Below are 16,429 nucleotides of genomic sequence, written 5' to 3' on the forward strand. Positions count from 1 at the left end.
GCTTCATGAAAGGGATAGGGCGCTTTGCGCTGCTTTAGGAAATCAAACCCGATTGCTGAAGCAGCCGATACATGATCTTCGCCGCTTCGGCTCTCGTAATGTCCGCTTTCGGAGCGAGCGTATCCGCGCCGCGACCGGCAACGATGTCAGCCGCAATACCAGCGGCGGCGGCTTCCTTCGCCCAGGCCGACACGTCCTCCTGATCCGAGAACGACTGCAGGGCAGAATCGAGAGCGGCGGCGTCTATTGTTTCGTTTAAACCTGTAAGCTTCATCGCGTTCGCTAGAATGACCATGGCCTGCTCTCTCGTAATGGAGTCTGCGGGACGGAAGCTTCCGTCTTCGAAGCCGCTTATTAATCCGTATCCATGTGCCGTTGCCACCGCGCTGGCGAACCAGTCGCCTTCTTGCACATCGGTGAACGGTGATTCACCTTCTGCGTGCTTGAGACCAAGCGCTCTTACCGCAATAGCGGCAAATTCGGCGCGCGAGATGGACCGCTCCGGATCGAACATTCCTTCGCCCGAACCCTTGATGACCAGTCGAGCACCAAGCTCGTTGACATACGTCTTCGACCAATGGCTCTCGACATCGGCGAATGCCGCTGCATGCTTCACGACGGCATATACGCTGTTCGTCAGACTGCTTGCCTTGGCATAGTAGACGCCATCGACTTGGACAACATCGGTCGGAATGTGGCGGACGCTGCCGTCCGGTTCAACCACTACAACCGTCGTAACCTCGCCTGGCTCCACGCCATCCGGGATGGCGATCAGCCTCTCCACATAGCGTTCAAAACTCTCAACCTCCAGGCTGTTGTTGCCGGCGTACGCCTTGACCGTAAAGCGGACTGCTGGCGCTATGACCTCGAACCCTTCTTGTTCGGCAGCGTTATCCACGGCTCTCAGCTGCTCCGGCGATGGCGCGGCGATCTCCACTTCGATGGTCAGGCTTGCCAAGTCGGCGGATGTACCGAGCTGCTCCGCCATATCCTGAAGGCCCAGTTCCTTAGCCGGCAGCCTATACATGCCCCGTTCGGTTCGAAGCTCTACGACTGCCTCGGACGTAATCATCGCTTGCAGCAGCTCCCCATCCCACTCAGCGATGACGCTGTCGCTTCCGTCCCGTACCGGGATCGTGATAACCCCGCCGCTCCCCGCATCGGCAAGCCATGACTTCAGCTTCGCGCCGTCTAATCGGGCGGTCGTCGTTGTCCGACCGTCCTTCTCGGATGTCGAGACTGTTCCTCCAAGCCCGCTGCTGCCGTTCAACTCGATCTCGATTCCGGCATGGCCGCCTGTCGCAGGCGGGGCCGTTGTTGGCTGCGTCGTTGCCGGCGGCGATGTCGGCGTCGGCGTTGGAGTCGGGGTTGGAGTTGGAGTCGGGGTTGGAGTCGGCTCCGTTCCCGGATCCGCTTCCGTGAAGCTCCAGAAGTCGATATCCATCAGCGCCTCTTCTTCCGAACCTTGGAAGGTAAAGAAGACGGGATGGACGCCGCTTACATCGTCCAGCTCCGTGGTCAGGAGCTCCCATTCCGAGCCGCCCTCGGATGGAGCGACCTCGATCTCGCCGACGATCCGGCCGTTCGGGCTGTCCAGACGGATCTCCAGCACGCCGCCAGCATCGGCGGAGACGCTTGCCTTGAACGAGCTTGCTCCCGAAATGCCGAAATCGACGTTAGCTGCCGCGAACCAATCGCCGTTATGAATGTCCGTTACAAAGAGATTAACTGGCCGGGCCGAATTCGCCGGAGCGTTCGCGGCCGATGTCCGGATGCCCGCATTCCATGCGATCGTCTCCGCTTCGACCCGTTGGTAAGGATTCAGCGCGGCGATAGCAGGCACGCCTTGCATGTCGGCCTTAATGGATTGAATGTGGCCGCTCTCGTAAATATTGACCTTGTTAATGTGCGTAGAACGATACCCTTTGCCGTCGCCAAGCGCGGCTCTGCTGACGGTCTGCGCATGATAGACGATGTACCATTCGCCATTGAATTCGAATATGGCATGATGGTTGTTCCCGCCCACGCCGAAGAATGTGCTTGGGTTTTTCAGAATCGGAGCCACGTACGTGAATGGACCCATCGGGCTGTCGCTCACCATATAAGCGATTTCGCCGGGCGGCGGCGTGCCTTCCGGATGCACTCCCGCGAAGTTCGAGCAATACGAGTAATAGTATTTGCCGTTAAATTTGTGAATGCCGGCGTCCTCGAACATGTACGGCGCGTCGATTACGACTGCCGATCCTACCGTCTCGATCATATTGTCGGCGAGCTGAATGACACGGCTCGTCTTCGGATTCGAAATTTGCGATGCCGACGGACTTGCTCCTCCCGGCAGGCCGCCGCCGAAGTACAGATACCCTGTGCCATCGTCATCCACAAGCACTGCAGGATCGAAGAGCCACACGACGCCGCTGACGCCAGGCGTCGACCAGGAAATAAGCGGCTTGCCGATCGGATCGGTCCATGGACCGACAGGACTGTCGGCGGTCAACACGCCGATGCCGCTGGCGTTGTTGGCGAAGTAGAGGAAAAACTTGTCCTCGCCGTCAATCACTTTATGAGCTGCGGCTGGCGCCCAGGAATTGTTCGCCCATTTGGCCGCGCCGTTCGGTCCCGCCACCGGGATCGCTCCATGATCCGTCCAGTTCACCATATCCTCGGAGGATATGACGTTGATGGTATTGATTTTGCCGTACGTATTGTTCACGATATTGCCGTTCGCGTCGTACTCGTATTCATCATTGGTCATATACACGTATACTCTGCCGTCATGCACCATCGCGAACGGATCGGCTCCGAACTTATGACTGACCAGCGGGTTATGGTAGCCCGGCACCTTCGCGAGCGCTTCCGTGTTCAATGCTTTGAGGCCGATGCTGGCCGTAGCCTGATGAACGTTGTAATCGATGCTGCCGCCTTCCGCCCGGATGTAGTCGGTTCGGATGACGACCGTACGGTCGGTCGGCGCGAAGTCCGCTACCTTCAGATGGATCGTCGCGAACAGATCGGACTCGTTATGGACGAAATTCACCTGTTCGCCGCTTACTTCGAGCTCCAGCTTGTTTCCTTGGGAGCTGAATTGTGCCGCCCCTTCGATATTCGCTCCGTTGAACGTAACGCCGGTGACCGCAAGAGCATCCGGAATGTTGAACGAAGCGTTGATCGACGTATAATCGCCTTCCGGCAGCTCATCCATGCGAACGGGAACCTCCAGCTCGATGTTCGGTACGCCTGTTACATCGGACACGTGGCCTAGCTCGGCATGCAGCGCCTCTGCCGGTGCACCCTCTCCCGTCAGCTCGTCTCCGATCCGATAATAATCGAAATCGACATAACCGCCTGTCGCTGCCGTTGCGAAGTTAAACAGCGCGAATCGATAGCCCATGAAGTGAGGCAGCGTATAGCGCATTTGCAGCGTATGGCCGATTTGCGTCCAGCTCGCGCCGTCCAGACTGTAATAGAAATTCGCCTTGTCGGTCTGATTCCGGAAATCCGCCTCCGCTTTGAAGTAAACCCGGTCTTGAGCGAGCGGAATCGATGCCGCCTCGACGGCCGTGTCCGAACTGCCGTCCACCATGACGATGGATTTGGCGTTGCCGGACATCTTGACGCCGACATAGCCGTATTCCTTCTGCAGTAGGGCGAGACCCGCATGATCTCCGTTTTTCATTTGGCCGACTTCGATCGCGACGCTTCCCGAGCTTACCGGCCCGAACGTTCGTTGCGTCAGCGTATTCCTCGCGTCCAGCAGACTCTTGCTCTTCTTCCCCGTCGTCAGGCGCAGGAAGCCCGGTCTTTCCGTCAGCGACCAGTTCCGGTTGTCCGGGTTATGATTCCACTGCCAGGCCAGCGCCAAATTGGAGCCATTATGATCGTATTCGCCCGGCTGCGGCTTATCGAGGCCTCCCGGAGGCGTCACATCGACGAAGGAAACATCGTCCACGTAGAAGTTCATCCTGTCCTTAACCGGATCCTGAGCCGATGTCCAGGACGTCTCGATGAAGATAAGGGGATTATTAAGCGCCGCATCCGCTGGGATCGTGTATTTCCCTTGAATCGTCGCCCATTGTCCCTTGGTTGCCGTCGTCGACCCCATGACTTTAATGGTCTGCCAATCGCCGTCTTGATAGGCAATATTGAATACCCTTGTTGCAGGCAAAGACTCGTCTCCGTCGTACATTACCTTCGCGGAGAATTCATAGACGCCGCCGGCCTTCGCCTTGCCGGTAATGAACTGCTGCGGGCCGGCGCCTGTGGCGGGGCGGTTACTGATGAACAGGCTGCTTGTTCCGCTGAATGCCTGCTCCGTCGTGACCTCCACCGTTGCGCTCTCGTGACCGGACCAAGGCTCGATGCCTTCTTCAAAGCCGCCGTTCACCAGCAGGTTGGCATCCGGCGTCATGTCGAGAATGGAGATGTCGTCGACGTAGAAGTCCATCCGATCCTTCACCGGATCCTGCGCCGAAGTCCATGACGTCTCCAGGAAGATGAGCGGATTATTCAGCGCCGCATCGCTAGGGATGGTATACGACCCTTGAATCGTTCCCCATTCGCCCTTCGTGATCGTTGCCGATCCCATCACCTTGATCGTCTGCCAATCGCCGTCCTGATAAGCGATATTGAATACCCTTGTCGCAGGCAGCGCATCGTCTCCGTCGTACATCACCTTCGCGGAGAACCGATACGTGACGCCCGCCTTCACCTTGCCGGCCAGCAGCTGCTGCGGACCGGAGCCCGTTCCCTCGCGGGTGCTTATGAACAGGCTGCTTTCCCCGCTGAATTTCTGGTCCGTCGTGACGGCGACCGTCGCGTTCTGATGGCCCGACCACGGCTCGATACCGCTTTCAAAGCCGCCGTTTTGAATGATTTCTTTGCCCGGCCCCTCGGCAAGCGGTTGGATGACCGATGCCTCGGTTGCCGCCGCAGCCGAGACCGTCGCCGCATAGTCGATATCCGTCTTGGACGAACCGACGCCGACGGCCGAGTTGTAAAACTCATCGGATGCCACCCAATTGCTTTCCGCCGCGGCCCCTTCGACCGGGATGGCCATCGATTGCGGCACCTTCCCGTCCACGCCGAAGACCGGCCAGTCATCCTTCCAAGCAACAGGTACCAAATACGGAATGCGGCCTACGGAGCCCCGGTCTCCGAACAGCATCGCATACCACTTGCCGTCCTGCGTATCCACCAGCCCGCCCTGAGCGATGCCGGCATCCCTGAGCGCCACTCTGCCGGTATACGTTCCGTCGATCGTATCGGACCGGTGCACGATCTGCGTCCTCATGCCACCAGTCGGCCAAGTGATGTTGAACACGTAATAATAACCGTTAATTTTCTGAATATGCGTGCCTTCCGCCTTGAGTCCGACATTCTCCCCCGCAACAAGGCTCGCGTTCGGAATAATCACTTTGTCCATTCCGCCCGGCTTGATCGCGGTTGCATCGGCGGTCAGCTCGATAATCCGGATGTCGCCTCCGCCGTACACCATAAAGACGCTGCCATCATCGTCGAATAGGAGCGACATGTCATGGTAGACGCCGGAGAGCTCGGAGCGCGTCCATGGCCCCTTTTCGATGTCTGTCGTCTGGTAAATATAGGTTTTGCCCGTGTCGTAGGAAGCAAAAGCGAGATAGAACTTGCCGTTATGATGCCTGAGGCTGCTTGCCCAAGATCCTTGGCTGTAGTTGTCCTTCCCGTTCCTCAGCGCTTGCTCGTCGTTATCCGCCAAAATATCGTAAGCATAGTTGACGATATCCCAGTGTACGAGGTCGTACGATTTCATGATCGGGACGCCCGGGTTCATGTGCATCGTCGTGCTGGACATATAGTACGCATCGCCGACGCGGATGACGTCGGGATCCGGCACGTCCGCCCAGATGAACGGATTCTCGAATGTGCCCGTGGCTTGCTCGGCTTGAATCGGAGCTGTGTGTGTTAGCGACAGCAGCAATGAAAACGCTAACAAAATTGCGGATACTTTCTTTAGCATTATTACATTTCCTCCTTTTTATATTTATGTAATACAATTCAATTTTATATAGATGATAAGTAATAATCGATGTGATTTTTTATTCGAAAAGTGAGTATTTTTGTGGGATTTCGAGGATTATACGCGGATAATTGCTCACGAAAAAGTGTACACCTTATAAGCAAATCAAACAACCTGTTAAACTATTCCTTTTTAACCCGTCAAATAATAGAAGTTTGCGACTCGACCCGCCCGTCGCTTAGCTGCGGTGCAGACGGGAATTTGGAGTCATTAGGGGAATGGACCGGCCTGTGCTATTCGGGCACTGGAGCACCGCAACAATAGAGGACCAGCCGAGCGGCTGGTCCTTCTCCTTCGCAGGCAGATTCTATCAAGCTTCCGACACGCTCGAACCTCTCTCGTACCGGAAATAATCGAAATCCGCATGACCGCCGGTTTCGGCAGTGGCGTATTGATACAAGCCGATGCGGTAGCCCATAAAATGATCGAGCGTATACCTCATCTTGAGCGGTTCGCCGATCGCCGTCCACTCCGCGCCATCCAGCGAATAGTAGAAAAACGCAAGGTCGGCGCTGTCCTCGAAGTTAAAGCGAATCTTCAAATGGACGATGCTGCCGTCGAGTCGACACGTTTCCAACACCTTCTCCTCGCCGGCTCCTCCATTGACGCACATCGCGACATACCTCTCGCCGCCCTCCGTCACTCGGACCCCGACCGTACCGAACTGACTTTGAAGGGCAATAAGACCCGCATGATCGCCGGGCTTCATAGAGGTCGTGTCCAGCAAAATCTCCCCCGTACAAGCGGGTCCTTCCGTTCGCTGCGTCAGGGTATTGCGGGCCTGAAGGACGCTGCCTGCCAAGCTGCCGGTTCTGAGCCGCAGAAACCCGGGACGCTCCGTCACCGACCATAACCGGTTATCCGGATTGTGGTTCCACTGCCAGTTCAGCGCTAGCTTGTTATCCCCATAATCGAACTCGTCGCTGATGACGAGCGGCGGCGTCGGCGCCTCCGGCAAGTTAACCTCGAATTGCTCGGGCACTTTGCCGTCCACGCCGAATACCGGCCAGTCATCCTCCCAAGTTACCGGCACCAAACACGGAATGCGGCCGACGGCGTCGTGGTCCTGGAACAGCATCGCGTACCAATCGCCGTTCGGCGTATCGAACAGTCCGCCTTGAGCGACCCCTTTATTGTGGTAGCCAAGGTCGTCATCGAGTACGATCTTCCGTTCATACGGACCCAACAGCTCCTTCGAACGGTAACAGATTTGCCTGCGGCGCTGATTCCCCGTGCGCGGCCACTCGATGAACAGCAAATAATAATAGCCGTTCAGCCGATAAGCATGACAGCCTTCGCAGCGCAGACCGATACCCTCCCGCTCCGTCTCGAACAGGAGCTGATTTATGCCTTCTGGTTTAATCTCGGACGCGTCGGCCGTAAGCTCCGTCAAGTAGATCCCGCCATTGCCCGAAAATACGAAAACTCGGCCCTCGTCGAACAGAAGTCCGGGGTCATGCCGCAAGCCGTCGATCACGGATCGCTCCCACGGTCCGTTCTCGATATCCTTCGTGCTGTACACGTAGAATTTCCGCGTGTCGTTGCTGGAGAAGCAGACATAGAACGTGTCGTTATGATGGCGCAGGCTTGCAGCCCAAGAGCCTTTCCCGTATATGCTGCGGCCATCCGTCAAGTTATGGTCGTCATTATTCTCGAACGAATCGTATACGTAGCCGATGGTTTCCCAATGCTTCAAATCGGTTGACTTCATAATCGGACAGCCGGGCATCGAATGCATGCTGGTGCTGACCATATAATAAGAGCTGCCGACACGAATCGGATCCACGTCGGGCACGTCCGCCCAGATGACCGGGTTCTTTATGATCGTTTTGTTCATCGCGCAGCCTCTAGGACAGATTGGAACGAAGCCTTCGGCTGATGCTGCGCGTCGAAGAGGAACGGCCAATTCCTGCGCCCCCGCACCGGAAAATCATTCAGCCACGTATAGTCGTCCGCGGCTCCCCAGAAGGTGACGGAGGTGATATGCTCGCTGTATTCCTTGAACAGCTTGAAGAATGCTCCGTAACGCTCCGCCTGACGCTCCAGCATTTCCGTTGTCGGAGCCGCCAGATCGGTACGCCGATCTTCATGGGCGAAGACGGATACGTCCAGCTCCGTCATGTGCAGCTTAACGCCGAGACTCGCATAACGCTCGATCGCTTCGCGAATATGATCAAGCGTCGGATGCTCCAGCCCCCAATGCGCCTGCAATCCGATGCCGTGGATCGGCACATCGCGCTCCTTCAGCGATTTGACGAGCGAATAAATTTTGTCCCGCTTCGCCGGCACGGATTCATTGTAGTCGTTGTAGAACAACAAGGCGTCAGGATCGGCCTCGTGCGCGTATTCGAATGCTTTTGCGATAAAGTCTTCCCCTGCGATATCCAGCCACTTGGATGGCCTTAAGATCTCCTCCCCGCTGTCGGAAACCGCCTCGTTCACCACATCCCAGGCGTAAATGCTTCCCTTGTAGCGCCCGGCCACTTCACCGATGTGCGATTTCATTCTCGCAAGCAGCGTCTCGCGGTCGGCCGCGCCGCCGGAACGGTTCTCGAAAACCCAATTCGGCGTTTGATTATGCCAGACGAGCGTATGCCCCCTGACCGCCATGCCGTTCTCCTTCGCGAAAGCCATGAGCCGATCCGCGTCTTCGAAGGTGTAACGATCCTCCTCCGGATGAACGCTCACGAATTTCATCTCGTTCTCCGCCGTGAGGCTATTGAAATGACGCGTCAGCAGGTCCTTCTGCGTAACAAGCGTTCTGGGATTAACGGCAGCTCCAATCCGAAATTGATTCGCGAAAACCTCATGCAGCTTTGGTACTTCATTCGTGCGATGTTCTGTCATCTTCGTTCGCCTCCGTTTTATCGACTCTGTCTGGATCGCCGGACGGATTCCGGCCGTTCCCCCAAAGTGTAGTCCTTGCCTTCATGCCCGGCAACCCGTCGATCGGTGGAATGTGAAGATTTGCGAAGTAAAGTCCATGCTTTGACGGGTATTCCGCACCTTCTGTTTCTATTAAAATTAAGGATTATATTCGTTGAGAGGAGCATTCCGATGACCGAACTGCAGAGTCAATCCGAACAAATCATGCCGCGAACGAAGGCTTACCAAGAGATGATCGCAAGGTCGCTGCTGAGCAAAGGCAATAACAAAAGATTGAAGGCCGCTATCGAGAAAGCCAAGAGAGGCGAAGAGGTCACGCTAGCTTACATTGGCGGCTCCATCACTCATGGCGCGGGAGCCAATCCCCTCCCTTCCGGCTGCTACGCTTACCGATCGTATGCGGACTTCAAGACACGATTCGGCAGAAGCGGCGGTCCGATCCGTTTCATTAAAGCGGGCGTCGGCGGCACTCCCTCCGAGCTCGGCATGATTCGCTACGAGCGGGATGTGCTAAGGGACGGCGCGGTGCAGCCGGACATCGTCATCGTGGAATTCGCGGTCAACGACGCGGACGACGAGACGAACGGCGCGTGCTACGAAAGCCTTGTTCTGAAAGCGCTGTCCGCGCCGAATAAGCCTGCCGTCATCCTGCTGTTCAGCGTATTCGAAAGCGATTGGAATTTGCAGGACCGGCTCGCCCCTGTCGGCTCGCATTACGGCCTTCCCATGGTGAGCATTAAAGATGCGGTAACGGAGCAATTTCGGATGACACCCGACGAAGGCGGCATCATTTCCAAGGAGCAATTTTTCGCCGATATCTATCATCCGACGAATGCGGGACATGCCATTATGGCCGATTGCCTCGGTTGGCTGTTCGAGGAGACCGATCGATCCGACGAGAATCAAGAGGATATCACGCTCGATCTTCCGCCGGTTATCGGGAATGACTTCGTCGACGTTCGATTATTGGATCGGGCAAGCGATACGGAAATTGCCGCTATCGCGGAAGGAGGCTTCAGCCAGACCGACTTCGAGCTGCAAAATGCCGAGATGGACGACGATTCGCACGGCACCCCTCAATTCCCCAACAATTGGATGCATACGGGCGATTCCGGCAGCGCCGGCTTCGCGATGACGATCCGCTGCAGGAGTCTGCTCCTCGTCTACAAAAACACGGGCAGCGACGAATACGGAAGCGCCGAAATACGGATCGACGGGAAGCTTGTGGGTACGGCGGATTCCCACGCCGTGAAGTGGACGCGCTGCCATGCCGTTCTCCTGCACCGGTCGGAGCAAACGGAAGAACATACGGTGGACATTCGGATGAAGGCCGGACACGAGGAGAAACGTTTTACGATCCTGGGATTCGGTTATGTGGAGTAATTGAAGTTTCAAGAAATAAGCTTCCTCATTCAGTTATGGCCTTCTGTATCCCCAGCACGAACAGCGACAGTAAAGGACTTATTGTTCCCGTCCTTTACTGTCGCTGTTTCAAATACGTAAGATTGTCCGATCAATGACGAGCGGTCACCCTGTACGAATCCCCAGCATTCGTCTCGAAGACCACCTCATCGCCTTCCCTAACCATCTCCACTTCCGTTCCCGCTTCCGCTGTTACCGACAGCAGCTGTCCTTCCGCGCGTATCCGGCAGTGCACTCCAACATGCGAACGAACCAACGCTTGCCGCAGCTCGCCGTCCGTCCACTCGATATCCACCTCGAAGCCGCCCCTCGCCCGCAAGCCCTTGACGGAGCCGGTCGGCCAAGCCGAGGGCAGCGCGGGAAGCAGATCGATCACGTTATCGTGACTCTGCAGCAGCATCTCCGCGATGCCGGCCGTGCCGCCGAAGTTGCCGTCGATCTGGAACGGAGGATGATTATCCAGCAAATTCGGCAGCGTCGAATCGCTGAGCAACGCCGTGAAGTTGCCATAGGCTTCTTCGCCGTCGCGGAGCCGCGCCCACATGTTGACGATCCACGCCCGGCTCCAGCCGGTATGACCGCCGCCATGCGCGAGTCGTCTCGTCAGCGTAGTCCTTGCCGCCGCGGCCAGCTCGGGCGTGCTTCGCGGCGTAATGCCCGATCCCGGATGCAGCGCGAACAAGTGCGAGATATGCCGGTGGCCCGGCTCCGCTTCCTCGTAGTCCTCGATCCACTCCTGCAGCTGGCCGTGCCGCCCGATCTTCGGCTGTGGAAGCCGCGATCTGGCTCCGTCCAGCCGCTCACGGAATGCTTCATCCCTCCCTAGCAGCTCCGAGGCTTCCATGCATGCGCCGAACAGATGGTCGAGAATTTGGCTGTCCATCGAAGGACCGGCGCACAGCGCCCCTGTCTCTCCGCCCGGCAGGCGGTACGTATTCTCCGGCGATACCGAAGGCGTCGTGACGAGCTCTCCGCTTGCCGTCTCCGTCAGGAAGTCCAAGAAGAACAGGGCCGACTCCTTCATCGTTTCATAAGCCTTGGCCAGAAACTCACGATCTTGCGTATAGGCATAGCGCTCCCACAGATGAAGGCATAGCCACGCCGCTCCCATCGGCCACACCGTAGACGGAATCCAAATATCCTGCGGCGCCGTATCGCCCCACAAGTCGGTATTGTGATGGGCGACGAATCCGCCGCAGCCGTACATTCGCTTCGCCGTCTCCCGCCCGTTCGGACGCATCCGCTCGATCAGGTCGAACAGAGGCTCATGGCATTCGGACAAGCCGCAGCTCTCCGCCGGCCAATAGTTCATTTGCGTATTAATGTTGATTGTAAATTTCGAGTCCCACGGCGGCGTAAAATGTTCGTTCCAAATGCCCTGCAAGTTGGCGGGCAGCGATCCGGGGCGGCTGCTCGCGATGAGCAAGTAGCGGCCGAATTGGAAGTAGAGCGTCGCGAGGCCCGGATCTTCGGCTCCGTCCCGGAGCGCGGCAAGCCGCGCGTCCGTTGGCCGATCGGAGCAAGTCGCGTCCTTATCTCCCAAGGAGAGGGAGACGCGGCTGAACAAACGGCGGTAGTCCTCGACATGGTTCCCCCGCAGCTGCAAGTAACCACTCTCCCGTGCCGTCCGAATCGTCTCGCGGCAGGACGCTTCCGGATCCGCGTGCCGATAGGTCGTGCCTGCCGCGATGAGAATGACCGCTTCATCCGCTTGATCGACCATTAGAAACTCTCCGATATTCGTGACCGATCCTTCTTTAGTCTGAACGCTGACCACTGAACAAACTTGAATACCATCCGCGCCGCCAATTCCGGTATTCATGACCAGCAATCCGTCCGACTCCGTCCGCAGCCGATCGAGAAACCGCTGTCCTCCTCGTGTGAAACGCAGACGGAATGAGACCGCGCCCTTTCGATCCGCCGCGATCCTAACGGCAATAACGCTATTCGGATAGCTAGCGACATGCTCCCGCTCATAGCGGATCCCTCTCCATGTATAGCCGACGGAACACGTAGCATTCTCCAGGTCAAGCTCGCGTCGATAATCGGATATTTCCGCTTCCCCATGGCCGAACTCCAGCTGCAGATCCCCCAGCGGCTCATAATGGCGCTGGCTCTCCGGCGAGCCGGACAAGGCCATGGCGGCCAGCCGCTGCGCCTCGGCCAGACGTCCCTCCTCAAGCAAACGCCGGATCTCGGGCAATTGTTCCATCGCGTTCGGATTGTTCCGGTCCATCGGTCCTCCGGACCACACCGAATCCTCGTTTAATTGAATGCGTTCCGAGGCGGTCCTCCCGAACAGCATGGCTCCCATTCGGCCGTTGCCGATCGGCAGCGCCTCGTTCCAGTTGCCTGCCGGCTTGTCATACCATAGCTTCAACGCATCCGTCATGGACACCATCTCCTTGGTCATTTCTCTTCATTCTCCCGCGTTCACCACGACGTCGATTGCGACCTTGGACAGTTCGGCCTTCAAATCTCTATCCCTAGTCAAGCCCAGCACCGGATATCCGTCCATGTCGAAATGCACGCGCCGCAAGCCGGTGCCGCGAGGCGCCTTGACGCCAGGTCTAGCATGATACACATTCCAGATGAGTCCGTCGTCGTCCGTCACGTACGAATTATGGCCGGGACCGAATTCGCCCGGAACGCTTCGTGAAGTCAGAAGCGGATAATTGCTTTTGATCCAGCTCTCCGGATTTAATAGATCCGCGTCCGCGTCGGCTGTCAGCATGCCTACGACGTATGTGGCATCGACCGCCGCGCTGGCGAAGGTCAGAAACACCTTATTGTTTTGAATCAGCGCGAACGGACCTTCATCTACGAAGGTATGGTTGTTCGCCCAGCCGTAATCGGGCTTGGTCAAGAGGATCGGATCGCCGGCCAGCCTCCATGGCTCCTTCGGATCCAGCTTGGCCAAGTAGATCCATGCTCCGAGATCGACCGGTACAAACTGCCTTTCCGACCATGCGGCATAATACTCCCCGTCTATTCGGAAAACGGTCATGTCGAGAGAAATAACCTTTCCGGCTTCGCAAAGCTCGGAACCGTCTCTTCTGACGACGCGCCGCGGCGCCGACCAATCGGCCGCGCATGTCGGATCGCCGCCTTTGCGCAGCTGCATGACATGGCACTCCTCGAAGAAGAACTCGCCCGTCGTCGCCGCGTGGAAAATATAGAGCTCATCGTTGATGACGTGAATTTCAGGCGCCCACAAGAGCCCCTTGATGTGTTCGTATGTCTTGGTGTCCAGAATGAGATGCTCCTCCGCCTCCACCAAGCCTGGAATCGTGTCCGATTCGCGCAAATAAAACGAATGATTGCCGTCCGCATCATTCGTTGCGATGAAATAATAGTTGCCGTTCCACTTCGCGATGTTGGGATCCGCGCGGTTGGCCGCAATCGGGAACTCATAGGCAGGTTGAACGACCGTTCCCGCGACACGGTAGTTTCCCTTCCTGTTCCAATCCACAGCACCCAAGTCCCATTCTACGCTCTTGGCGGCAGACGTACCGTCGCTGTAGATGGCTGTCGCTTTCAAATTGTTCAGCTCCTCCGGGGATGACGCAACGACGCGTTCCGGCACTTCGATCGCGACATTCGTCGGCACCGTCAGCTTGTTTACGAGTCTATCGGCAAGTGTCCTCGGAACCTGAATGACGTTGCGCGGCTGGATGCCCTCGATATCCGCAGCTACAAGAGTCGGCACGCCGGGGAAATGCGAGCGTACCGGCTCCGAAGCGCTCCCCAGAACTAACGGATCGGCAATCGTATTCCGATAGCCATCGCCGTTATCGTCGCACCATTGAATCACGTAATGACCACTCGCGGCATCATATTCGCAAGCTGCGTCATGCACGAACGCGTCGGTCTTCAAGTCGATAAGTCCAACTTCCCGATACTGCAGCAGATCGGAGGTCACGAAGAATAGAATGGCCCCTTGACTCTGCTTATCAGGCTCGCCGTCAGCTTCCGTCCTGACCGCGACCACGCCGAATGAGCCATCCGCCATAGCGAACAGAAACGGCTTTTTCAGACTTTTTGCATGCATGGTGCCGTTCTCGTTATCCGTCGCTTTCGCGAATAATACGCCTGAATTGTGATTAAGCGCCTTATAAGCTGTCCCATCCTCGCTATGCGCAAGATGCATGCTGTACGCCAGTCTCGCCGAATAGATCATATCCTCCTGCGGTTCCCTCGTATAACACAGCACATAGCCGGGTTCCTTGCCGAATTCGGATTTCATGGTCATTCCCGCCCACCTTCCCGCCAATCATGACTTCGTTGCTTCCCCTAAGGGTAGCTTAGACCGGAAACCGAGGCTACCTGTCGGAAGCGATGAGAATACCCGTGAAACAATAGCAAAAAACGGCCTCTCGGGAAATCCCGATGCAGCCTCCCCCGATTTTATTCATGCGAAGTGGCTAACCCATACAAAAGGAGCAGCTGCCGCGGCGGCGAACTGCTCCATCATTGCTATCGTAGAAGGCTTTGCTCCTGCTTCTTAAAATACTGCTCCAAGAGAAACCGCATCATCTCTCCCGGCTGTTCTCTGGAAAATTCGGCCCGGTCAGCAAACAGCATTCCATACGGCGCCTCGGGCGTGCACGGGTCCCATCGCGGCAGCTCCTCCCCTGTGGAATCCAGTCCGTTCGGGTCACCCGTACGGATGAAGTTGGCCCAGTAATTGCACATCTGACGCGCCAAATCGTAATGCTTGCCCACGAATGGTCTCCAACACTTGGCAAGCGTTTCGAAGAAAAACCATAGATCCACCGAGTGGAAGGTGCCGGGATGATCCCAGCCTGGTATCTCGGCATCGAACTGATAGTAATATAGGGGCACATCGGCTTCGGAATCCGCGCCTGCTTGCACGGCAATGCGAATCGCGTATTCGATGCCGCTTACCGACGCTTTCTTCTTAGCTTCCTCTATGCTGCCGGACTCCGCGCTGCACAGCTCCAGATAGGCACCGGCGTCCTCGCCGAACAGATTCACGGCCATCCTCTTGAGCTCGTCGAGCGAATCGACATTCGGAGTGCTGAAGAACTCGGAGGACGTATGGCCGAACATAACAGGCACGTTCCAGCACTTACGCTGCAGAAATAACTCAAACGGAACGCCCACGTTAAACTTCCCATCCTCGACGGTACCCCAGAATCCTCTATACTCCACCGCCTTATCCCGGAGATAGACCGCATCGAGCTGCCTAGCTTCCTCAAGAGAGGAGACGCCGAGATATTCGAAAAAGGTAACGCCCTCCTGTTCGGCATCTCCTAATCGGCTCCAAAACTTCGGCATCCCGGGATCCGGGTATAGCTTCGTGAAGATACCGCTTTGCACGATCGCCTTTTGAAATAAGCCTTCATTCTGAGGGGACGCGAGCTGACTCATGACGCTCCCGCCTCCGGCCGACTGCCCGCCGATCGTCATATTGTTCGGATCGCCGCCGAACGCGGCTATATTGCGCTTCACCCATCTGGTTGCCGCCTGTTGGTCAAGATGACCGAAGTTAGCGGGGGCTTCCGGCGCTTCCGCCGTAATCTCCGGATGGCATAGGAACCCGAATACGTTCAGGCGATAGTTAATCGTAACGACAACGATACCTCGCCGCGCGATCCGTTCGCCGTCAAACTCCATCTCGGCCGTATGACCGACTTGCAGTCCTCCGCCGAAGTACCATACGTAGACCGGCAGGTTCTCGCCAACATGCTTGGCTGGCGTCCAGATATTCAAGTATAAGCAATCCTCGTCCATGGCAATATCGGGCTCGACGGCCCATTCCCTGGTATAGATGTTGTTGTCGTCCAGCTCTTGTCTCACCTGCATGGAGATCGGCGCGAATTCATGCGCTTTCAGCACGCCCTCCCAGTCTTTCGCCGGCTGCGGGGCACGCCATCTGTTTTCCCCAACCGGCGGCGCGGCGAATGGTATTCCCTTGTAGCTGGTAATTCGGGGATCGGCTGCCGGCAGCCCCTGAACGATTCCGTTCTCCACCTTTGTTACCCTAAGCATCATGTATGGCCTCCTTATTTTCATACTAGAACGGATCCAACTTTTCCTCACATT

Annotated in this window: 7 protein-coding genes; 1 reads left to right on the plus strand and 6 read right to left on the minus strand. The window is 56.9% G+C overall.

The genetic code is table 11. The features are described 5' to 3' along the window. Positions 1–34 precede the first annotated feature (34 nt). The 3 genes from NQZ67_RS23265 to NQZ67_RS23275 all read right to left on the minus strand — a co-directional run bounded on the left by NQZ67_RS23265 (position 35) and on the right by NQZ67_RS23275 (position 8,899). A complete protein-coding gene (locus NQZ67_RS23265; RefSeq protein ID WP_257450657.1) occupies positions 35–5,992 on the minus strand; it encodes a family 43 glycosylhydrolase in 5,958 nt (1,985 codons plus the stop codon). 370 nt (positions 5,993–6,362) lie between these two features. Beyond that, a complete protein-coding gene (locus tag NQZ67_RS23270; RefSeq protein WP_257450660.1) occupies positions 6,363–7,889 on the minus strand; it encodes a glycoside hydrolase family 43 protein in 1,527 nt (508 codons plus the stop codon). Then, positions 7,886–8,899, minus strand: a complete 1,014-nt coding sequence (locus tag NQZ67_RS23275) for an endo-1,4-beta-xylanase (protein WP_257450663.1) — start codon at positions 8,897–8,899, stop codon at positions 7,886–7,888. The genes NQZ67_RS23270 and NQZ67_RS23275 overlap by 4 nt, the downstream gene beginning before the upstream one ends. A 210-nt stretch (positions 8,900–9,109) precedes the next feature. On the opposite strand from NQZ67_RS23275, the gene NQZ67_RS23280 reads away from it, so the two are divergent. Further along, on the plus strand, positions 9,110–10,321 hold the full coding sequence (locus NQZ67_RS23280) for an SGNH/GDSL hydrolase family protein (protein ID WP_306813036.1): 1,212 nt from the start codon (positions 9,110–9,112) through the stop codon (positions 10,319–10,321). A gap of 130 nt (positions 10,322–10,451) precedes the next feature. On the opposite strand, the gene NQZ67_RS23285 is transcribed toward NQZ67_RS23280, so the two are convergent. From NQZ67_RS23285 to NQZ67_RS23295, 3 genes are all read right to left on the minus strand, one after another. After that, a complete protein-coding gene (locus NQZ67_RS23285) occupies positions 10,452–12,773 on the minus strand; it encodes a glycoside hydrolase family 95 protein (protein ID WP_257450665.1) in 2,322 nt (773 codons plus the stop codon). Positions 12,774–12,779: 6 nt separating this feature from the next. Continuing rightward, on the minus strand, positions 12,780–14,612 hold the full coding sequence (locus tag NQZ67_RS23290) for a family 43 glycosylhydrolase (RefSeq protein WP_257450666.1): 1,833 nt from the start codon (positions 14,610–14,612) through the stop codon (positions 12,780–12,782). Positions 14,613–14,836: 224 nt separating this feature from the next. Beyond that, complete coding sequence (locus NQZ67_RS23295; RefSeq protein WP_257450773.1) at positions 14,837–16,375, minus strand: carboxylesterase/lipase family protein; 1,539 nt, start codon at positions 16,373–16,375, stop codon at positions 14,837–14,839. Between the last annotated feature and the right edge of the window lie 54 nt (positions 16,376–16,429).

Source organism: Paenibacillus soyae (genome assembly GCF_024623455.1).
Classification (GTDB): Bacteria; Bacillota; Bacilli; order Paenibacillales; family Paenibacillaceae; genus Pristimantibacillus; species Pristimantibacillus soyae.